Source organism: Serratia proteamaculans (genome assembly GCF_946227095.1).
In the GTDB taxonomy this organism is placed as follows: Bacteria; Pseudomonadota; Gammaproteobacteria; order Enterobacterales; family Enterobacteriaceae; genus Serratia; species Serratia proteamaculans_E.
In genome coordinates this window covers 25587-46305 of sequence record NZ_CAMISV010000021.1, presented here as the reverse complement: position 1 = coordinate 46305, position 20719 = coordinate 25587, and the positions used below count along the sequence as shown (strand labels likewise).

General features: G+C 54.4%; 21 protein-coding genes and 1 pseudogene. 18 read left to right on the top strand and 4 right to left on the bottom strand.

What is annotated here, in order from left to right:
- Positions 1–96: 96 nt before the first annotated feature.
- A pseudogene (locus OC597_RS25825) lies at positions 97–744 on the top strand (PhzF family protein); the annotation flags it as partial.
- Positions 745–779: 35 nt separating this feature from the next.
- On the opposite strand, the gene OC597_RS25820 reads toward OC597_RS25825, so the two are convergent.
- Positions 780–2123: a hypothetical protein gene (locus OC597_RS25820; protein ID WP_262211088.1), complete on the bottom strand. Its 1344-nt coding sequence runs from the start codon at positions 2121–2123 to the stop codon at positions 780–782.
- A gap of 66 nt (positions 2124–2189) precedes the next feature.
- Positions 2190–3344 carry a toxic anion resistance protein gene (locus OC597_RS25815; RefSeq protein ID WP_261260131.1) on the bottom strand — a complete coding sequence of 385 codons (1155 nt, stop codon included), beginning with the start codon at positions 3342–3344 and terminating at the stop codon, positions 2190–2192.
- 312 nt (positions 3345–3656) lie between these two features.
- On the opposite strand from OC597_RS25815, the gene tauA reads away from it, so the two are divergent.
- The 4 genes from tauA to tauD are packed head-to-tail and all read left to right on the top strand — an operon-like array spanning position 3657 to position 7110.
- Positions 3657–4652 (top strand): taurine ABC transporter substrate-binding protein, encoded by a 996-nt coding sequence (gene tauA / locus OC597_RS25810; protein WP_112349091.1) that lies wholly within the window; start codon positions 3657–3659, stop codon positions 4650–4652.
- Positions 4653–4661: 9 nt separating this feature from the next.
- Positions 4662–5429 carry a taurine ABC transporter ATP-binding subunit gene (gene tauB, locus OC597_RS25805; RefSeq protein WP_262211087.1) on the top strand — a complete coding sequence of 256 codons (768 nt, stop codon included), beginning with the start codon at positions 4662–4664 and terminating at the stop codon, positions 5427–5429.
- A complete protein-coding gene (gene tauC, locus OC597_RS25800; RefSeq protein WP_262211086.1) occupies positions 5426–6265 on the top strand; it encodes a taurine ABC transporter permease TauC in 840 nt (279 codons plus the stop codon). The genes tauB and tauC overlap by 4 nt, the downstream gene beginning before the upstream one ends.
- Positions 6262–7110: a taurine dioxygenase gene (tauD, locus tag OC597_RS25795; RefSeq protein ID WP_262211085.1), complete on the top strand. Its 849-nt coding sequence runs from the start codon at positions 6262–6264 to the stop codon at positions 7108–7110. Before tauC ends, tauD begins: the two co-directional genes overlap by 4 nt.
- A gap of 15 nt (positions 7111–7125) precedes the next feature.
- On the opposite strand, the gene OC597_RS25790 is transcribed toward tauD, so the two are convergent.
- Positions 7126–9039: an ABC transporter ATP-binding protein gene (locus OC597_RS25790; RefSeq protein ID WP_099063550.1), complete on the bottom strand. Its 1914-nt coding sequence runs from the start codon at positions 9037–9039 to the stop codon at positions 7126–7128.
- 133 nt (positions 9040–9172) lie between these two features.
- On the opposite strand from OC597_RS25790, the gene kefG reads away from it, so the two are divergent.
- The 4 genes from kefG (at position 9173) to slyD (ending at position 12477) form a co-directional block, all read left to right on the top strand.
- Entirely contained in the window at positions 9173–9724 is a 552-nt protein-coding gene (gene kefG / locus OC597_RS25785) for a glutathione-regulated potassium-efflux system ancillary protein KefG (protein WP_085119779.1), read from the top strand.
- Between the two features lies 1 nt (position 9725).
- Positions 9726–11534, top strand: a complete 1809-nt coding sequence (gene kefB / locus OC597_RS25780; protein WP_261260126.1) for a glutathione-regulated potassium-efflux system protein KefB — start codon at positions 9726–9728, stop codon at positions 11532–11534.
- Between the two features lie 14 nt (positions 11535–11548).
- Entirely contained in the window at positions 11549–11752 is a 204-nt protein-coding gene (locus OC597_RS25775) for a YheV family putative zinc ribbon protein (RefSeq protein WP_012147237.1), read from the top strand.
- 122 nt (positions 11753–11874) lie between these two features.
- The gene (gene slyD, locus OC597_RS25770) at positions 11875–12477 is read left to right on the top strand and encodes a peptidylprolyl isomerase (RefSeq protein WP_085119777.1); all 603 of its coding nucleotides are present in this window, start codon (positions 11875–11877) and stop codon (positions 12475–12477) included.
- A 59-nt stretch (positions 12478–12536) separates the two neighbouring features.
- Here slyD and OC597_RS25765 read toward each other — a convergent pair whose 3' ends face one another.
- Positions 12537–12764 carry a SlyX family protein gene (locus OC597_RS25765; protein ID WP_261260125.1) on the bottom strand — a complete coding sequence of 76 codons (228 nt, stop codon included), beginning with the start codon at positions 12762–12764 and terminating at the stop codon, positions 12537–12539.
- 369 nt (positions 12765–13133) lie between these two features.
- Between OC597_RS25765 and fkpA the strand changes: the two genes are divergently transcribed.
- The 9 genes from fkpA (at position 13134) to tuf (ending at position 20688) form a co-directional block, all read left to right on the top strand.
- On the top strand, positions 13134–13967 hold the full coding sequence (gene fkpA, locus OC597_RS25760; protein WP_099063554.1) for an FKBP-type peptidyl-prolyl cis-trans isomerase: 834 nt from the start codon (positions 13134–13136) through the stop codon (positions 13965–13967).
- Positions 13968–14360: 393 nt separating this feature from the next.
- Positions 14361–15083 carry a helix-turn-helix transcriptional regulator gene (locus tag OC597_RS25755; protein ID WP_261260123.1) on the top strand — a complete coding sequence of 241 codons (723 nt, stop codon included), beginning with the start codon at positions 14361–14363 and terminating at the stop codon, positions 15081–15083.
- Complete coding sequence (gene tusD, locus OC597_RS25750) at positions 15083–15472, top strand: sulfurtransferase complex subunit TusD (protein ID WP_261260122.1); 390 nt, start codon at positions 15083–15085, stop codon at positions 15470–15472. Before OC597_RS25755 ends, tusD begins: the two co-directional genes overlap by 1 nt.
- Before the next feature lie 8 nt (positions 15473–15480).
- A complete protein-coding gene (tusC, locus tag OC597_RS25745) occupies positions 15481–15840 on the top strand; it encodes a sulfurtransferase complex subunit TusC (protein WP_262211084.1) in 360 nt (119 codons plus the stop codon).
- Between the two features lie 9 nt (positions 15841–15849).
- Positions 15850–16137 (top strand): sulfurtransferase complex subunit TusB, encoded by a 288-nt coding sequence (tusB, locus tag OC597_RS25740; RefSeq protein ID WP_262211083.1) that lies wholly within the window; start codon positions 15850–15852, stop codon positions 16135–16137.
- A 142-nt stretch (positions 16138–16279) separates the two neighbouring features.
- Complete coding sequence (gene rpsL / locus OC597_RS25735; protein WP_262211082.1) at positions 16280–16654, top strand: 30S ribosomal protein S12; 375 nt, start codon at positions 16280–16282, stop codon at positions 16652–16654.
- Positions 16655–16750: 96 nt separating this feature from the next.
- Positions 16751–17221 (top strand): 30S ribosomal protein S7, encoded by a 471-nt coding sequence (rpsG, locus tag OC597_RS25730; RefSeq protein WP_012147229.1) that lies wholly within the window; start codon positions 16751–16753, stop codon positions 17219–17221.
- 97 nt (positions 17222–17318) lie between these two features.
- Positions 17319–19433, top strand: a complete 2115-nt coding sequence (gene fusA, locus OC597_RS25725) for an elongation factor G (RefSeq protein WP_085119770.1) — start codon at positions 17319–17321, stop codon at positions 19431–19433.
- A gap of 70 nt (positions 19434–19503) precedes the next feature.
- Entirely contained in the window at positions 19504–20688 is a 1185-nt protein-coding gene (tuf, locus tag OC597_RS25720) for an elongation factor Tu (protein ID WP_261260119.1), read from the top strand.
- Positions 20689–20719 lie beyond the last annotated feature (31 nt).

The following is a 20719-nucleotide window of genomic DNA, read 5'->3' as shown; positions in this document are numbered from 1 at the left end:
AGACCTCATCAATATAATGGTGGTTTGACGCCGAATGAATCAGAACGATTGTTCTGGAAAAACTCTAAAGCCGTGGCCAGTTTTGCTTGACCACTACAAACCAGCTTTGTCTGGGACGATGGGGATATGTCGGCTATCCGCTGGTTCACACCTCATCGCGAGGTCGATCTGTGTGGTCATGGCACGCTGGCGGCGGCGCACGTGATGTTCAGTGTGGTGAATCCGGCGCTGCAGGATATCCGCCTCCGTTCGGCGAGCGGTGATTTGTACGTTAAACGCGACGCTGAAGATGGCGAACGGTTGATCCTGGATTTCCCTTCCCGACCACCGCAGAAGGTTGCGGAACCTGCTGGGCTGGCGGCGTTGCTGGGAGCTGAGCCACAGGAAGTGTGGCAGGCCAATGCGCTGTTAGTGGTGCTGGAAAGCGAAGCGCAGGTGCGGGCGTTACAGCCGGATATCCCGGCACTGATTGCCCTGGTCGGGCGTGCGGTGATCGTTAGTGCTCCGGGTGAAAAGGTCGATTTTGTCTCGCGCTATTTCACTCTCGACGGCGGCGAAGACCCGGTAACCGGCTCGGCACACTGCACGCTGATGCCTTACTGGACCGCACGTCTCGGCCGCCATCAGCTGCACGCGTGGCAAATTTCGGCACGCGGCGGTGAGTTGTTCTGTGAGCTGAAGGGCGATCGCACCTTGATTGGTGGTTATGCGAGTACGTTTTTGCGTGGGGAAATAAATCTCTGAGGGTCCGCAGCATCGACGATGCTGCGGAGGCGCGATTACTTGAAGCCGTCGGTTTTCAGCAGGCTATTAAGCAGGCTTAAATCCGTGCTAAACGCCAGCGTATCGTTTTCCAACAGTTGGGCGTGTTTTTGTCGGAAGGCCGAGTGCAGGGCATGCAACATATCGATGCTTTGTTGGTCAATAGCCTCAGCATTGCCGTGCATTTCCAACTGGCCGGAAAGCTTGTTACTTTTCTCTAATAGTGCTGTGATGGCTGGCAAATAGCGCTCCAGAAACTCGGAGCCTGGTTTGACATCATTAGGATCATCCATCATGCATTGCTGAATCAGACGGGCATATTTAATGATGCCGTCCAGTTCCGATTGAAAGATCTGCGGGAGCCGTTGATCCGATTCCAATTGGCTTATTGCTTGTTCGTATGGAAGTGTATCCCCATTTTGCCAGTTTGTTATTGGCGCTGCCTGATCGTCAGGAAGCGGGGTGCTGATGAGTTGTATATCCAGATACAGTTCCTTGAGCGTCTTTAGCGTATTAGCGAACATATCCTCGATAGTGCTCATAATCTCGTAAGACGGATCGTCTTGTTCCGGGTTTGGTTCCAGGTAATAGATTTCGTTGAACGTTTTTATGTGTACATAAAAAGTGGGTAAGGTCTTACGATAAAAGGTGCGAAGTGCAGACACATATTCGGCGGAGTTCAGCGGAGTTTCAAGGAGTCGCTCAGCATAGTAAATCAGTCCATATAATGAAGCTTGCAGTTCCGCTTTGCCACCTTCGCTTTTTTTCAATAATTCCAGAGTCTGACGATAAAGTTTTTTTTCAATCGATGAAAATTCAGTAACGTTTTCCCGGCTATACAGTGCGTAACGGGCATATAGTGCACCAACGGCTACAATCGCAAAAACGGCCAGATAATCACCGTGGTAAACCGACTGATAAACGCTGTTGTAACAAATAGTCGCCACTCCCCATAATGCCACATACCAGAAGTACGAAAACTTCAGCGATCTTCGGTGCGTTACCACGTGCAGCAGGGTGTACAGGGAGGCGCTCCAGTAGATGAATGCAATACTGTCGCCGAAAGATAACCACAACAGACCAGCCAGCAATCCCCAGGCTAAATTGACCTGATCGTAAAGCAAACCCCGAAAAAGAATAGCTAAGCTGAGCCAAGAGAACCATAGGAGGGAACCCTTGTCTTCAGCACCTTCAGGCAAGTTGGCAAGCACGGCTTGCATTTCCGGTGAGCTGTTTCCGTTCAGCATGAAGGTGATATAGATGGCACTGACAATACAAAGGCTGAATTGGCTCAAAAATATCAGCCAGTTGCGCTCTTCATACTTGGCTCTGAAGCCTGATACATCAACAAAATGATACATAATTCACGATCGTCCTGGGAGCAATGATTAACGAAGAACGGCGTTAATAGAATGATTTTAAAAGCGTTAACTCGCGGAGGCTTGTCGTTGACCTGCCGCAATGGATGCCAGGCGATTGCGTAGCTCCTGCTCCATAGTTCCCAGCTCTTTCTCAACTTCGGCTCGGCGGCTGCGGGCATCGCTGGCGATGGTCACGGTATCTTCGATTGTGCTCAGCAGGCGGGCCTGTACATCGCGCAAGGTTTCGATATCTACGATGGAGCGTTCGACCTGGCGTGCGGTTTCCAGCGTGCCGGTCTGCAACAGTTCGGCATTGCGGCGCAGCATGTCATTGGTGGTGTCCGCCACGTCTTTTTGCAGTTTGGCAGCCTGACGTTGGGAGTTAAGTGACAACGCCAGCACGATCTGGCTTTTCCAGATCGGTATGGTGGTGAGAATGCTGCTCTGGATTTTTTCTGCCAGCGACTGGCTGTTGCTTTGCATCAGGCGAATTTGCGGCGCAGTCTGAACGGCAATGGTGCGTGACATCATCAAGTCGTGCAGACGGCGTTCAAAACGTTGGATACCTTCCAGCAGATCGCGCACGCTTTGGGCATCCATGGCGTCGCTGGATTGGCTTGCTTTCTGCTGTGCCTGTGCCAGCTCTTCGGTTTGCACCAAGGCCAGCTTCTGTTTACCCGCAATGACATGCAGGTTGATCTGCTGGAAGAAATCACGGTTGCGAATGAACAGTTGTTCCAGGGCGGCGATATTGCGCAGCAGGTCAACCATGGTTTGCTCGAGTTTTTTACCGATGTTATCTACCTGTTGTGCCAGCGTCTGGTATTCCATCATGGTGCGTTCGACTTTGTTGAACAGACTTCCCAGCAGAGGGATTGAGGCCAGCAAACTTTTCTTCTCGCCGAAGGCGCTGAGATCGACCGCTTTAACCTTACCCAACAGATCGGTGAGTTGATCGCCAATCATGCCGGCGTCTTTGGCACGCACTTCTTGCATTAACGATTCAGAAAAGCGCGAAATGCTGTTCATGGTTTTGGCGCCGTAGGCGATCGACAAGACGGGATCGGTGATATCGATTTGGCTGACCAGTCGGGAGACCTCTTCCTGATCTTGCTGACTGAGTCGTTCATCGGCAACCTGTGCCAGCGCTTGATTCAACGGCGAAGTGAAACTGCTGTCAGCCTGTTGGGGCAGCAATGAAGAAGAGGTATTTTCCGTCACTCGGGACATCCTTTTGCGAAATGGCGTTATGCGGCACTGTTGCGGAGTGTTTTCGCCGCTGCATTATTAGAGGTTATTTCAGATAATGTTACCTTGTGCTTTCTCCTTAAGCCAGATAGATGCACGTGTTTCCCCTGTGCATTGGCTGAACGGAGCGGCCTGCGTGAGTGTCTGGTATGTCCTGTCCGGAAAAGGTTGAACTAATTCATATTCCCATAAGTAATAACGCGGTTTTTTTTATTCTTTTATAGCTCGTCACCGCTCAGATAAAACTGTCAGCAACTGAACAGACTTTTATCAACGGAGCGGATCATGGCGAGCAAACTGTTTTCATTACGCGGCGCGGCACTGCTGGTGTTATCACTTAGCGCGGCTAATGCCTATGCGGTAGACGTGACCGTGGCCTACCAGACGTCGGCGGAGCCCGCCAAGGTGGCGCAGGCGGAAAACAGCTTCGCCAAACAATCCGGTGCCACCGTTGACTGGCGTAAATTCGACAGCGGATCCAGCGTGCTACGCGCGTTGGCTTCCGGTGACGTGCAGATCGGTAATATCGGCTCCAGCCCACTGGCGGTGGCGGCCAGCCAAAAACTCCCTATCGAAGTCTTCCTGATCGCCTCACAACTCGGCAGTTCCGAAGCCCTGGTGGTGAAAAAAGAGATCAAAAGCCCGCAGGATTTGATCGGCAAGCGTATCGCCGTGCCCTTTATCTCAACCACTCACTACAGCCTGCTTGCCTCGCTGAAGCATTGGGGCATCAAGCCTGAGCAGGTCAAAATTCTTAATCTGCAACCGCCGGCCATTGCCGCTGCCTGGCAGCGTGGTGATATCGACGGGGCCTACGTCTGGGCACCGGTAGTTAATGAATTAGCCAAGCAGGGCAAGGTACTGACCGATTCCGCCCAGGTTGGGCAATGGGGCGCGCCGACGCTCGACGTTTGGGTGGTGCGCAAGGACTTTGCCGACAAACATCCTGAAGTGGTGACCGCCTTTGCTGCCAGCGCGCTGAACGCGCAAAAAGCCTATCTGGCGCAACCGGAACAATGGCTGAAGGACAAGGGCAATCTCAGCACGCTGTCCCGTCTGAGCGGCGTGCCGGAAGAACAGATACCGGTGCTGGTGAAAGGCAATACCTACTTGCCGGTGGCGGAGCAAATCACCCAGTTGGGGCAGCCGGTGGACAAGGCGATCCGTGATACTGCCGAGTTCCTGAAACAGCAGGGCAAAATTCCACAGGTCGACAGCGACTACAGTGCCTACGTCACCGATCGTTTTGTGAAACAGGTGCAGGCTGCGCCGCAGTCGTAGGGGAGCCGTATGTTAAATGTTAACCACCTTTCAGCAGAGTATCAGGGGCGCCCCGCGCTGCGGGACGTCTCGTTCCAGATTGCCGCCGGGCAACTGGTGGTGGTGCTCGGGCCTTCGGGCTGCGGCAAGACCACGCTGCTGAATTTGATCGCCGGGTTTATTGAGCCTTCAGCTGGCAGCATCACGTTGGATGGAAAGACCGTTAGCGGCCCCGGAGCCGAGCGGGGCGTGGTGTTCCAGCATGAAGGTTTACTGCCGTGGCGTAATGTGGTGGATAACGTCGAGTTTGGCCTGCAACTGGCCGGTATCGGCAAGCCGCAACGTCGCCAGGTGGCAGAGCAGATGCTGCAGCGCGTCGGGTTGGCTGGTTATGAACGGCACTTTATCTGGCAGCTTTCCGGCGGCATGCGTCAACGGGTGGGCATTGCCCGCGCACTGGCCGCCGATCCGCGCCTGTTGTTGCTGGATGAGCCGTTCGGTGCGCTGGACGCCTTTACCCGAGAGCAAATGCAGGAACTGCTGCTGACCATTTGGCGTGATACCGGCAAGCAGGTGTTGCTGATCACCCACGATATTGAAGAGGCGGTGTTCCTGGCCAGTGAACTGTTGCTGCTGTCGCCGGGGCCGGGGCAAGTGGTTGAACGTCTGACGCTTAATTTTGGCCAACGCTATGCCGATGGCGAAGCCTGCCGCTCGATTAAGTCCGATCCCGAATTTATCGCGCAGCGCGAATACGTGCTGGGCAAAGTCTTTCAACAGCGCGAGGCCTTGCTATGAGTCTGCATTCTGCCCTCAAAGAGGGGGCTCAGCCACAGGCTGCAGCAGCGTCCCGTCGTTTTAGCGTGCCGCGTAACGTCTGGCTGAGCAGTGCCACCCTGCTGGTGGTATTGGCCATCTGGTGGAGTGTGACCGAGCTGAACCTGATCAGCCCGTTATTCTTACCGGCCCCGCAGCAGGTGTTGCATCAGCTGATTACCATCGCCAGTCCGCAAGGCTTTATGGATGCCACGCTATGGCAGCATCTGGTCGCCAGCCTGGGGCGCATCCTGGTGGCGCTGTTGGCCGCGGTGATTATTGGTGTGCCGGTGGGCATTGCCATGGGGTTAAACGACACGGTGCGAGGCATTCTTGATCCGTTGATTGAGATTTACCGTCCAGTGCCGCCGCTGGCCTATTTACCGTTGATGGTGATTTGGTTCGGCATCGGCGAAACCTCCAAAATACTGCTGATTTATCTGGCGATTTTCGCCCCGGTGACGCTGTCTGCCGTGGCCGGTGTGCGCAGTGTGGCGCAGGTCCGGGTACGGGCTGCTCGTACACTGGGCGCCAATCGCTGGCAGGTGCTGCGCTTTGTTGTACTGCCGAGCGCCTTGCCGGAGATTTTAACCGGCATCCGTATTGGGCTGGGGGTCGGCTGGTCGACGCTGGTGGCCGCAGAACTGATTGCCGCCACCCGCGGCCTGGGATTTATGGTGCAATCCGCCGGTGAGTTTCTGGCGACCGATGTGGTGCTGGCCGGTATCGGCGTGATTGCGATTATTGCATTTGGGCTGGAGCTGGGGTTACGTGCCTTGCAGCGCCGATTGACCCCGTGGCATGGAGTACAGCAATGAACGAACGTTTAAGTATCACCCCGCTGGGGCCTTATATCGGTGCACTGGTGGCAAACGTTGAGCTGGCGCGCCCGTTGGGCGATGGCCAGTTCGAGCAGCTTTACCATGCGCTGCTGAAGCACCAGGTGCTGTTCTTGCGCAATCAGCCGATCACGCCGCTGCAACAGCGTAATTTGGCCGGTCGCTTCGGTGACCTGCATATCCATCCGGTCTATCCGCAAGCCGCCGACGTGAAAGAGATTATCGTGCTGGATACCCATGACAATAATCCGCCGGACAACGATAACTGGCACACCGACGTGACCTTTATCGAAAACCCGCCTTTGGGGGCGATTCTGGCGGCGAAAACCCTGCCCTCCACCGGTGGCGATACGCTGTGGGCCAGTGGCATTGCGGCCTATGAAGCCTTGTCCGGGCCGTTCAGACAATTGCTGGCCGGGCTGAAGGCGGAGCATGACTTCACCAAGTCCTTCCCGGAGCACAAGCATCGTGGCAGTGAAGAAGAACGTCAGCGCTGGCAGGTAGCGGTACAGAAAAACCCGCCGTTGTTGCATCCGGTGGTGCGCACGCATCCGGTCAGCGGCCGGCAGGCTCTGTTCGTCAATGAAGGTTTCACTACGCGGATTGTTGATTTGGCACCGCAGGAGAGCGACGCGCTGCTGATCTTCCTGTTCGCCCACATTACCAAGCCGGAGTTCCAGGTGCGCTGGCGCTGGCAGGAAAATGACATCGCCATCTGGGATAACCGCGTGACGCAGCATTACGCCAACGCGGATTATCTGCCGCAGCGGCGCATTATGCACCGCGCGACCATTCTGGGGGATAAGCCTTTTTACAAGGCCTAAAAGGCGGGGCCTGACTTACAGATCAAACTCGTTGGTGAACTGTTCCAACTGCTCTTGCGCATCCAGCCAGGTCATTTCCGTTTCTTCTAGCGCGGACTTGGCCTGGCTTTGTTGTTGCAGGCAGAGGGTCAGATCGGCCTTGCGGCTGATGTCATACAGCGAAGAGTCCGCCAGCTTCTCTTCCACCGCCGCCAGTTCGGCACTCAGCTTTTCCATCTGCTGTTCCAGTTTGGCAATCTGCTTGCGTAGCGGCTGAGTCTGGCTGCGGAACTCGGCTTCCCGACGTTTCTGATCCTTGCGCGCCTGGGCGCTGTTACCGTTGTTTTCCTTGTCCGGCGCGTCCTGCTGGTTTTCCTGGCGTTGCAGGTCGATCAGCCATTGCTGATAGTCGTCCAAATCGCCATCGAACACTTCCACCTGGCCATCGTGCACCAGATAGAGATCGTCGGTAGTGGATCGCAACAGGTGACGGTCGTGCGAAACCACCACTAACGCGCCTTCGAAGTCGATCAGCGCTTCGGTCAGCGCCTGACGCATGTCCAGATCCAGGTGGTTGGTCGGTTCATCGAGCAGCAGCAGGTTAGGGCGTTGCCAGACGATCAGTGCCAGTACCAGCCGGGCTTTTTCGCCGCCGGAGAAACGTTCGGTGGCCTCGGTGACCTTATCGCCCTGGAAGCCAAAGCCGCCCAGGTAGTCGCGCAACTGCTGTTCCAGCACCCGGGGAGCGATGCGGCTCAAATGCTGCAGCGGGGATTCGTCGGCGCGCAAGAACTCCAGCTGATGCTGGGCGAAGTAACCCAGCTTGATGCCTTTTGCCAGACCAATCTCACCGCTCAGCGGTTCCAGTGAGCCGGCCAGCATTTTGATCAGGGTAGATTTACCGGCGCCATTACGGCCCAGCAAACCGATGCGCGAGCCGGGCACCAGGTTCAGTTTGATCGAGTTCAGGATCACCTTGTCGCCATAACCGGCGCTGACCTTTTCCATGCGCAGCAGCGGGTTCGGAAGGCTTTCCGGTTGGCGGAAGCTGAAGCTGAACGGGTTATCGACGTGGGCCGGTGCGATCAACTCCATGCGTTCAAGCATTTTGATGCGGCTTTGCGCCTGCTTGGCCTTGGTGGCCTGCGCGCGGAAGCGGTCAATGTAGCTTTGCAGGTGCGCCACTTTCTCTTGTTGGTTCTGGTACAACGCCTGTTGCTGCGCCAGTTTGGTCGAACGCTGACGTTCGAACGAAGAGTAGTTACCGGTATATTCGTTAATGGTTTCTTGTTCGATATGCAGAATTTTATCGACGATCGGATCGAGGAAGTCGCGGTCATGCGAAATCAGCACCAGCGTGCCCGGGTAGCTCTTCAACCAACGTTCCAGCCAGATCACCGCATCCAGGTCCAGGTGGTTGGTGGGTTCGTCGAGCAGCAGCAGGTCTGAGCGACAGACCAGCGCTTGTGCCAGGTTCAGACGCATGCGCCAGCCGCCTGAGAAGGCGCGTACCGGATTGAGCAACTGTTCGTTGGAAAAGCCCAGACCGTGCAACAGGCTGGCGGCGCGTGAACGGATGGTCCAGGCATCGAGCGCGTCCAGTTTACCGTGCAGCGTGGCGATGGCGTGGCCGTCGTTTTTATCGTTTGCCACCTGCAATTCGGCTTCAAGCTGGCGGAATTCGCGGTCGCCGTCGATCACATACTCAAGTGCCGGTATGTCCAGCGCCGGCGTTTCCTGGTTGACCCAGGCCAGGGCCCAGTTGCTTGGGAAGGTGTAGCTGCCGCCGTCCGCGGCCATTTCGCCCTTCAGCAATGACAGCAGCGTGGATTTACCGCAGCCGTTTTTACCCACCAGGCCGACCTTCTGACCTGGATTAACCGTCGCAGTGGCGTTGTCCAACAGGACGCGGGTGCCGCGTCGGATTTGTAGCGAGGAAAATACAATCATAAAGTGCCGTATGTTCAGAGTATGTTAAATTGAGTGAGTTCTAAGTTAACAGGACGCAGACTGTCCTATTATTAGTCTTTGCGGAGCATGGTAACGGAAAACCGATACCCTGACGACGCTTTGGAGGGGAATGATGTCACAGCCGCCGAAGGTCTTGCTGCTGTATGCCCATCCGGAATCCCAGGACTCGGTGGCGAATCGGGTTTTGCTTCGACCGGCACAGCAGTTGGACCATGTCACCGTGCACGATTTATACGCGCACTATCCTGATTTTTTTATTGATATTCACCACGAACAACAACTGCTGCGTGAACATCAGGTCATTGTTTTTCAACATCCTCTCTATACCTACAGTTGCCCGGCCCTGTTGAAAGAATGGCTGGATCGCGTGCTGTCGCGCGGTTTTGCCAGCGGCATGGGTGGCAATGCGCTGGCGGGAAAGTACTGGCGTTCGGTGATCACCACCGGTGAACCTGAAGGGGCCTATCGCACCGGCGGTTATAACCGCTATCCGATGGAAGATATTTTGCGTCCGTTCGAACTGACCGCCGCCATGTGCCATATGCACTGGCTGACGCCGATGTTGGTGTATTGGGCGCGCAGGCAGAAGCCGGAGGTGCTGGAAAGCCATGCCACCGCGTATGGCGACTGGCTGCGTAATCCGCTACCACACGGAGGGAGGTAACATGGAAAGTTCAGCCTTATTGACCGCAATTTTACTGTTCCTGTTCGCCGCGGTGGTCACGGTGCCGATCGCTCGTCGCCTGGGCATTGGCGCAGTGTTGGGCTATCTGATCGCCGGTATCGCCATCGGCCCCTGGGGGCTGGGCTTTATCCGTGATGTTGACGAGATCCTGCACTTTTCCGAACTGGGCGTGGTGTTCCTGATGTTTATCATCGGACTGGAACTGAACCCGAGCAAACTGTGGGAGTTGCGGCGCTCCATCTTTGGCGTCGGTGCCGGGCAGGTGCTGATTACCGCCACGGTGCTGGGGGCGCTGCTTTATCTGACTCATTTCGCCTGGCAGGCCGCCGTAATCGGGGGCATTGGGCTGGCGATGTCGTCAACCGCCATGGCGCTGCAGCTAATGCGCGAGAAGGGCATGAACCGCAATGAGGGCGGCCAACTGGGGTTCTCGGTGTTGCTGTTCCAGGATATGGCGGTGATCCCGGCGCTGGCGCTGATCCCGATCCTGGCCGGAGCCGGGGGCAGCAGTGACGACTGGGCACAAATTGCACTCAAGGTGGCGGCGTTCGGCGGCATGCTGATCGGCGGCCGTTTCCTGTTGCGACCGCTGTTCCGCTATATCGCCTCTTCCGGGGTACGCGAAATTTTCACCGCTGCCGCTCTGCTGGTGGTACTGGGGGCGGCGCTGTTTATGGATGCGCTTGGCCTGTCGATGGCACTTGGGACCTTTATCGCCGGCGTGTTGCTGGCGGAGAGTGAATATCGCCATGAGCTGGAGATTTCAATCGAGCCATTCAAGGGGCTGCTGCTGGGGTTGTTCTTTATCTCGGTGGGCATGGCGCTGAATATCGGCGTACTCTATACCCATCTGGTCGAGGTGTTGCTCGGCGTGGTGCTGCTGGTGGCGATCAAGGCCGGGGTGCTGTATTCCCTTTCGCGTATTTTCGGCCTGCGCAGTTCGGTACGTTTGCAGTTTGCCGGCGTGCTTAGTCAGGGCGGAGAGTTCGCCTTTGTGCTGTTCTCGGCAGCGGGCACGCAGAAGGTGTTGCAGCCCGATCAACTCGCGCTGCTGTTGGTGGTGGTCACTCTGTCGATGATGACCACGCCGCTGCTGATGCAAATTATTGATCGCATCCTGGCGCGCCGTTACAACGCCCGCGATGAAGACGAAGAGACGCCGTATGTGGAGGACGATGACCCGCAGGTGATCATCGTCGGTTTCGGGCGTTTTGGTCAGGTGATCGGCCGGTTGCTGATGGCCAACAAGATGCGCATCACCGTGTTGGAGCGTGATGTCAGCGCCGTTGGTGTGCTGCGCCGCTACGGTTACAAGGTGTATTACGGCGATGCCACCGAACTGGAGTTGCTGCGTGCGGCCGGTGCGGCGAAGGCCAAGTCGATTGTGATCACCTGTAATGAACCTGAAGACACCATGGAAATTGTACGTCTGTGCCAGCAGCATTTTCCCGATCTGAGCATTCTGGCGCGGGCGCGCGGTCGTGTGGAGGCGCACGAATTGCTGCAGGCCGGGGTCAGGCAGTTCAGTCGTGAAACTTTTTCCAGCGCGCTGGAACTGGGGCGCAAGGCGTTAACGGAGCTGGGCATGCATCCGCATCAGGCCTACCGGGCGCAGCAGCACTTCCGCCGACTGGATATGCGTATGCTGCGTGAGCTGATGCCACCGCATCACGGCGATGTGGCGCAGATTTCCCGCGTGAAAGAAGCGCGGCGCGAGTTGGAAGAACTTTTCCATCGAGAAATGCAAAAAGAGAGTCGCCAGTTCGACGGCTGGGATGAATACGAATAATTTGGAGCACTGAGATGTCTGCAACACGTAAAAGATTTATCGCCGGGGCGGTCTGCCCGAGCTGTAAGGCTATGGATACGCTGGCAGTTTGGCGTGAAGACCAGGTCGAAGTGGTGGAGTGCGTTAAGTGCGGCCATCATCAGCGGCAGACCGAAGAGCAGGTAGAAAAGCACGTCCGGCCGCAGGAGCAGGTGATCGGGATTTTCCATCCGGAGTAGCGTTATCGAGCGCGATTTTTTATGCTGGAGGGTACAGCGGGAAAGATTTCCGATACAATCTGTCCGGTTAAGGCGCAGCCCCCATGACGGTTGCGTCCAAGTATCCAACGGTAGGAGATATCATGAAAGTAGCAAAAGACTTGGTGGTCAGCCTGGCTTATCAAGTACGTACAGAAGACGGTGTTTTGGTTGATGAGTCTCCGGTGAGTGCGCCGCTGGACTATCTGCACGGGCATGGCTCTCTGATTGCAGGTCTGGAAAAAGCTCTCGAAGGCCACGAAGCGGGCGATCGTTTTGACGTGAATGTTGGCGCTAACGATGCGTACGGCAACTACGACGAAAACCTGGTGCAGCGCGTGCCGAAAGACGTCTTTATGGGCGTTGACGAGTTGGAAGTGGGTATGCGCTTCCTGGCTGATACCGATCAGGGCCCAGTGCCGGTCGAAATCACCGAAGTGGACGGCGATCACGTAGTGGTTGACGGTAACCACATGCTGGCGGGTCAGAACCTGAACTTCAACGTGGAAGTTGTCGCTATCCGCGAAGCTACCGCTGAAGAACTGGCTCACGGCCACGTACACGGCGAGCACGATCATCACCACGACCATGAACACGGTGAAGGCTGCTGCGGCGGTCATGGCCACGATCACGATCATGACCATGCGCATGACCAGGATCAAGCCAAGAAAGGCGGTTGTGGTAACGGCGGTTGCGGCTGCCACTAATCGCAGCGCAGCAACAGCAAAAAAAGGGCGGCCCTGGGGCTGCCCTTTTTTATTGTTTATCAATAATGTGGCGGCGGTGTTTCTTCCGACTGCGAAGCGATCATCGACGTTTGGCTAGAGCGCAGTTTATCGGTCAGCACGCGCAGGTGCTCTTGTAATTTCAGCATTTCAAACTGGTGCTGCACCACGATCTGATTAAGCTCTTCAATGGTGACTTCCTGGAAGGCCTGACGGCTCTCCAATTCTTCAAGCCGCAGTAACAGGCTTTGGTTATCGGCGTTGTGCATGGTGCTACCTCTGACGCGGTTTAATCCTGAATCTGACGCTATGTTAACAGCTGCCGCCGGCTTTGCGCTGCGCTATTTCACCCCGTTGCGTGGGGGCGATAACCGAACGCGTTAGTGCACTGTGTAAAGTGCTGAAAAATAGAGCGCTTACCTTGGGCGGATTTGTTACCGTTGCACGTCGGATGATGGAAAAATCTGATTTATCATATGGGTAGCACATTAAACGAAACTTCTGTTTAAAGCGGGAGTCACACTTTGACTCGATTGGTTACCTGTGTGACTGTTTTGTTTTGTTTCGGACAGCTATAGTAGCCCGGTTATCTTACTTAATGATTGTTTGGGGCACCGCTTCAGACACTGGAGAAATGGATGAAATCTTTGTTTAAAGTCACGCTTCTGGCAACCACCATGGCTTTTGCTTTGAATGCGACCCAGGTCATGGCTGCCGATGCAGCTAAACCAGCAGAAGCGGCTAAAGCTGCCGACGCGGCACCAAGCACTGGCAAGTTCAAGAGCGACGACGAGCAAGCGGCTTACGCACTGGGTGCATCCCTGGGCCGTTACATGGACAACTCGCTGAAAGAGCAAGAAAAACTGGGTATTAAACTGGACAAGGACCAGTTGATCTCAGGCGTTCAGGACGCTTTCGCCAACAAGAGCAAGCTGAACGACGCAGATATCGAAAAAACCCTGCAGAGCTTTGAAGCACGCGTGAAGGCTTCTGCTCAGGCGAAGATGGAGCAGGACGCGAAAGATAACGAAGCGAAAGGCACCAAGTACCGTGACACCTTCGCTAAAGAAAAAGGCGTGAAGAAAACCGAATCTGGCCTGCTGTATCAGGTAGAGAAGCCAGGTACCGGTGCTGCGCCTAAAGACAGCGATACCGTGGTGGTGAACTACAAGGGCACCCTGACCGACGGTACCGAGTTTGATAACTCGTACACCCGTGGCGAGCCACTGTCATTCCGTCTGGACGGTGTGATCCCAGGCTGGACTGAAGGCCTGAAACACATCAAGAAAGGCGGCAAAATCAAGCTGGTTATCCCACCGGCGCTGGCCTACGGTAAAACTGGCGTCCCGGGCATTCCGGCTAACTCCACTCTGGTGTTCGACGTTGAGCTGCTGGATGTGAAAGCCGCGCCGAAAGCAGATGCCAAGGCTGAGAAACCGGCTGACGCAGCGGCTGATGCCAAAGCACAGTAAGTTTGTCTGAGTCCCCACACCGCCGCGAACATTCTTCGCGGCGGTGTTCATTTCAGCCTGCCAAATCAGGCGTAACTTTTACTTCCTCCCCACTGATTGCTTGACGCCTGCCGGGCATCGGGCTTAACGTCAATACCACGCGCAAACGCAAGGACTTTACTCTGGCTGTTTTGCTAGACTAATTATCCGGACTTATAAGTCATGCGCCTGCCCCTTAGGGCGTGTACCTAAAACTGTTCCTGGCCGTCAAGGCCGGCGGACGCACATCGTGCTGTTTCAGACTGATATCAGCCAGCTTGCACACCCTGAGCAATCCCAGGGGGTGAAGAAGCCTGCACGAGCAGTTTTAGCTGCGCCCCCTGGCACAGGCGATCTTTGAGGGTGGTATTTTCGATGTCTAATTCGCTTTTATCCAGCGAAGCCAGCGAACTTGATTTGCTGAACGAACGTCCGTTTACCCAAACGGATCATGAGATTCTGAAGTCTTACGAAGCGGTAGTTGATGGCCTGGCGATGTTGATCGGCGGGCACTGTGAGATTGTGCTGCACGCACTGGAAGATTTGAAATGCTCGGCGGTACGTATTGCCAACGGTGAGCATACTGGGCGGCAAATCGGTTCGCCGATCACCGATCTGGCGCTACGCATGTTGCATGATATGGCTGACAATGACAGTAGCGTATCGCAAGCCTATTTCACCCGCGCCAAGAGCGGTGTGCTGATGAAGTCGGTGACTATCGCCATTCGCAACCACGACCAGCGGGTGATCGGACTGCTGTGTATTAACATGAACCTCGACGTGCCTTTCTCCCAGGTGATGCAGACCTTTATGCCGCCGGAAACCCAGGAAGTAGCCCCTTCGGTCAACTTTGCGTCCTCCGTTGACGACTTGGTGGCTCAAACGCTGGAGTTCACCATTGAGGAAGTGAATGCCGATCGTAACGTTTCCAACAATGCCAAAAATCGGCAGGTGGTGCTGAACCTCTACGAGAAAGGCATTTTTGACATCAAGGATGCGATTAACCAGGTGGCGGATCGTCTGAATATCTCCAAGCACACCGTGTATCTGTACATCCGCCAGTTCAAAAGCGGCGATTTGGTGGGAACTGAGCGCTGATGCTGAATTACTGCCTTTTGGTCACCGGCCCGGCATATGGCACTCAGCAGGCCAGCAGCGCCTACCAGTTTGCTCAGGCTTTGCTGGTGAAAGGGCATCGCCTCTCCAGCGTGTTTTTTTACCGTGAAGGGGTGTTGAACGCCAACCAGCTGACGGCACCCGCCGGTGATGAGTTCGATTTGGTCCGCGGATGGGCACAGTTGGCACAGCAGCACGGCGTTGAGCTCAATGTCTGCGTGGCGGCTGCGTTGCGACGTGGGGTGACCGATGAACAGGAGGCTGCTCAGCAGGGGCTGGCCGCGGCAAATCTGCAGCCGGGTTTTATCCTCAGCGGGTTAGGTTCACTGGCAGAGGCTGCGCTGAGCAGTGACCGCCTGGTGCAGTTTTAAGAGAATTTATGAAACGAGTCGCTTTTGTTTTTACCCAGGGTCCGCACGGCAGTAGCGGCGGCAGGGAAGGGCTGGATGCGTTGCTGGCCACTTCGGCGCTGAGCGAAGATCTGGGCGTGTTTTTTATCGGTGATGGCGTGTTGCAGCTATTGCCGGGGCAGCAACCGGAAAAAATTCTGGCTCGCAATTATATTGCCACCTTTGGCGTACTGCCGTTGTATGACGTTGAGCAGTGTTATCTGTGCCAGGCATCCTTGCAGGAGCGAGGTCTGAGTCAGGTGACTGACTGGGTGATGGACGCCGAGGTATTGGCACCGGATGTACTGCGCCAACAGTTGGCCGGCTATGATGCGGTGATGACTTTTTAGGAAATCCTGATGCTGTATACCCTTAGCCGTTCCCCCTCTCAGTGCGATTTACCTGCGTTGCTGCGCCTGGCGGCAGCGGGCGATGACCTGCTGCTGTTACAGGATGGCGTGCTGGCTGGCTTGGCCGGTAGTGCGCATCTTGAATTGCTGCTCAATGCCCCCATATACCTTTATGCACTGCAAGATGACCTGGAAGCCAGAGGCCTGACTGGTCATTTTTCGCACGAGATCACTGTCATCGGCTATAATCACTTCGTTGAATTAACCGAAAAACACCGCAGCCAAATGTCTTGGTGATGAGAGTAATGTTGTATATTTCTTGACACATCTACTACTCAGCCCTAAAATTCTGCGTCCCGTACTTTGCCAGTAGTGCATACGGGGGGATTTATCACATGTTTACGAAGCAACAAGCGAAGCAAAAACCAGGAGCTTTTTAATGGCAACAATTAATCAGCTGGTACGCAAACCACGCTCTGTGAAGGCTGCTAAAAGCAACGTTCCAGCGCTGGAAGCCTGCCCGCAGAAACGTGGCGTATGTACTCGCGTATATACCACCACTCCTAAGAAACCAAACTCCGCACTGCGTAAAGTATGCCGTGTGCGTTTGACTAACGGTTTTGAAGTTACCTCCTACATCGGCGGTGAAGGTCATAACCTGCAGGAACACTCCGTGATCCTGATCCGTGGCGGTCGTGTAAAAGACTTGCCAGGTGTGTGTTACCACACCGTCCGTGGTGCACTTGACTGCTCCGGTGTTAAAGACCGTAAGCAATCTCGTTCCAAGTACGGCGTGAAGAAGCCAAAGGCTTAATGGTTCTCCGTTAAGTAAGGCCAAACATTTTCACTTTAATGTCAAAATAAACTCGTAGAGTTTTGGACAATCCTGAATTAACAACGGAGTATTTCCATGCCACGTCGTCGCGTGATCGGCCAACGTAAAATCCTTCCAGATCCTAAGTTCGGATCCGAACTGTTGGCCAAATTTGTAAACATCCTGATGGTAGACGGTAAAAAATCTACTGCAGAAGCAATCGTCTATACCGCGCTGGAGACCCTGGCTCAGCGTTCTGGTAAAGATCACCTGGAAGCTTTCGAAGTCGCTCTCGACAACGTTCGCCCGACTGTAGAAGTTAAGTCGCGCCGCGTTGGTGGTTCTACTTATCAGGTACCAGTTGAAGTCCGCCCGGTCCGTCGTAATGCTCTGGCAATGCGTTGGATCGTTGATGCTGCTCGTAAACGCGGTGATAAATCCATGGCTCTGCGCTTGGCGAACGAACTTTCTGATGCAGTTGAGAACAAAGGTTCTGCTGTTAAGAAACGTGAAGACGTTCACCGTATGGCAGAAGCCAACAAGGCGTTCGCCCACTACCGCTGGTAATTGCCACGCAGTAGTTATGCTAACCAAGCGGGCGCTTCAAGAAGCCAACCCGCTTGGGTTAACCGAACTTGAACGCCTAAGGCAATAGAGGAATCAAATGGCTCGTAAAACACCCATTGAGCGCTATCGTAACATCGGTATCAGCGCTCACATCGACGCCGGTAAAACGACCACTACCGAACGTGTTTTGTTCTACACCGGTGTAAACCACAAAATCGGTGAAGTGCACGACGGCGCAGCTACCATGGACTGGATGGAGCAGGAGCAGGAACGTGGTATTACCATCACGTCCGCTGCGACTACCTGTTTCTGGTCTGGTATGGCTAAGCAGTTCGAACCACACCACATTAACATCATCGACACCCCAGGACACGTTGACTTCACCATCGAAGTAGAACGTTCCATGCGTGTTCTTGATGGCGCGGTAATGGTTTACTGTGCTGTTGGTGGCGTTCAGCCACAGTCTGAAACCGTATGGCGTCAGGCTAACAAATACAAAGTTCCACGCATCGCGTTCGTTAACAAAATGGACCGCATGGGTGCTAACTTCCTGAAAGTTGTTGGTCAGATTGAACAACGTCTGGGCGCAACTCCGGTTCCTCTGCAGCTGGCTATTGGCGCGGAAGAGAAATTCACCGGTGTTGTTGACCTGGTGAAAATGAAAGCCATCAACTGGAACGAAGCCGATCAGGGCGTGACCTTCGAATACGAAGAGATCCCGGCTGATATGCAAGAACTGGCTGAAGAATGGCATCAGAAACTGGTTGAGGCCGCTGCTGAAGGCTCTGATGAGCTGATGGAGAAATTCTTTGGTGGCGAAGAGCTGACCGAAGAAGAAATCAAAACTTCTCTGCGTAAGCGCGTTCTGAACAATGAAATTATCCTGGTTACCTGTGGCTCTGCGTTTAAAAACAAAGGCGTACAGGCAATGCTGGATGCTGTTGTTGAGTATCTGCCAGCACCAACCGACGTTGAAGCTATCAACGGTATGTTGGATGACGGTAAAGACACTCCAGCAGTTCGTCATTCTTCTGACACCGAGCCGTTCTCTGCTCTGGCGTTCAAAATCGCTACTGACCCATTCGTGGGTAACCTGACGTTCTTCCGTGTTTACTCCGGTCTCGTCAACTCAGGTGACACTGTATTTAACCCAGTGAAATCTCAGCGTGAACGTCTGGGCCGTATCGTTCAGATGCATGCTAACAAGCGTGAAGAGATCAAAGAAGTTCGCGCAGGCGACATCGCTGCTGCTATCGGTCTGAAAGACGTGACTACCGGTGACACTCTGTGTGATCCGAACAACGTGATCATTCTGGAGCGCATGGAGTTCCCTGAGCCGGTAATCTCCGTAGCCGTTGAACCAAAAACCAAAGCTGACCAGGAAAAAATGGGTCTGGCTCTGGGCCGTCTGGCGAAGGAAGATCCATCATTCCGCGTATGGACTGACGAAGAATCAGGTCAGACTATCATCGCAGGTATGGGTGAACTTCACCTGGACATCCTGGTTGACCGTATGCGTCGTGAATTCAACGTTGAAGCTAACGTGGGCAAACCTCAGGTTGCTTACCGTGAAGCGATTCGTTCGAAAGTTACCGATATCGAAGGTAAACACGCCAAGCAGTCTGGTGGTCGTGGTCAGTATGGTCACGTTGTGATCGACATGTACCCACTGGAGCCGGGCGTTAATCCGAAAGGCTACGAGTTCGTCAATGACATTAAAGGTGGTGTGATCCCAACGGAATACATCTCTGCCATTGATAAAGGCCTCCAGGAGCAGCTGAAGTCTGGTCCGTTGGCGGGTTACCCGGTTGTTGATCTCGGTGTGCGTCTGCATTTCGGTTCTTACCATGATGTTGACTCCTCCGAATTGGCGTTTAAACTGGCCGCTTCTATCGCCTTTAAAGATGGCTTTAAGAAAGCGAAACCTGTTTTGCTTGAGCCAATCATGAAGGTTGAAGTTGAAACGCCGGAAGAGAACACTGGTGACGTCATCGGTGACCTTAGCCGTCGTCGTGGTCAACTGAAAGGTCAGGAATCCAACGCTACTGGCGTTCAGATTCACGCTGAAGTTCCGTTGTCCGAGATGTTCGGTTACGCAACTCAACTGCGTTCTCTGACCAAAGGCCGTGCTTCTTACTCCATGGAGTTCCTGAAGTACGATGATGCGCCGAACAACGTCGCTCAGGCCGTTATTGAAGCCCGTGGTAAATAAGCTTTCGGGTTTAACACATTGATCAGTGCTCTCTCCATGAGGGGAGAGCATAAGAGTAAGGAATATAGCCGTGTCTAAAGAAAAATTTGAACGTTCCAAACCGCACGTTAACGTTGGTACTATCGGCCACGTTGACCACGGTAAAACTACCCTGACTGCAGCAATCACCACCGTTCTGGCTAAAACCTACGGCGGTTCTGCACGTGCTTTCGACCAGATCGATAACGCGCCAGAAGAAAAAGCTCGTGGTATCACCATCAACACTTCTCACGTTGAATATGACACCCCAGCTCGTCACTACGCGCACGTTGACTGCCCAGGGCACGCCGACTACGTTAAAAACATGATCACCGGTGCTGCTCAGATGGACGGCGCTATCCTGGTTGTTGCTGCGACTGATGGCCCTATGCCACAGACCCGTGAGCACATCCTGCTGGGTCGCCAGGTTGGCGTTCCTTTCATCATCGTATTCATGAACAAATGTGACATGGTTGATGATGAAGAGCTGCTGGAACTGGTAGAAATGGAAGTTCGTGAACTTCTGTCTGCTTACGACTTCCCTGGTGATGACCTGCCGGTTGTTCGTGGTTCAGCGCTGAAAGCACTGGAAGGCGAAGCTGAGTGGGAAGCTAAAATCATCGAACTGGCTGGCTACCTGGATTCTTACATCCCAGAACCAGAACGTGCTATCGACAAGCCGTTCCTGCTGCCAATCGAAGACGTATTCTCCATCTCCGGTCGTGGTACCGTTGTTACCGGTCGTGTTGAGCGCGGTATCGTTAAAGTTGGCGAAGAAGTTGAAATCGTTGGTATCAAAGACACTGTTAAGTCTACTTGTACTGGCGTTGAAATGTTCCGCAAACTGCTGGACGAAGGCCGTGCTGGTGAGAACGTTGGTGTTCTGCTGCGTGGCGTTAAGCGTGAAGACATCGAACGTGGTCAGGTACTGGCTAAACCAGGTTCTATCAAGCCACACACCAAGTTCGATTCAGAAGTGTACATCCTGAGCAAAGAAGAAGGTGGTCGTCATACTCCATTCTTCAAAGGCTACCGTCCACAGTTCTACTTCCGTACAACTGACGTGACCGGTACCATCGAACTGCCAGAAGGCGTTGAGATGGTAATGCCAGGTGACAACGTGAACATGGTTGTTACCCTGATCCACCCAATCGCGATGGATGACGGCCTGCGTTTCGCAATCCGTGAAGGCGGCCGTACTGTTGGCGCTGGTGTTGTTGCTAAAGTTATCGCTTAATCGCGAATAATTTTTCGACACAAAAAGAGGG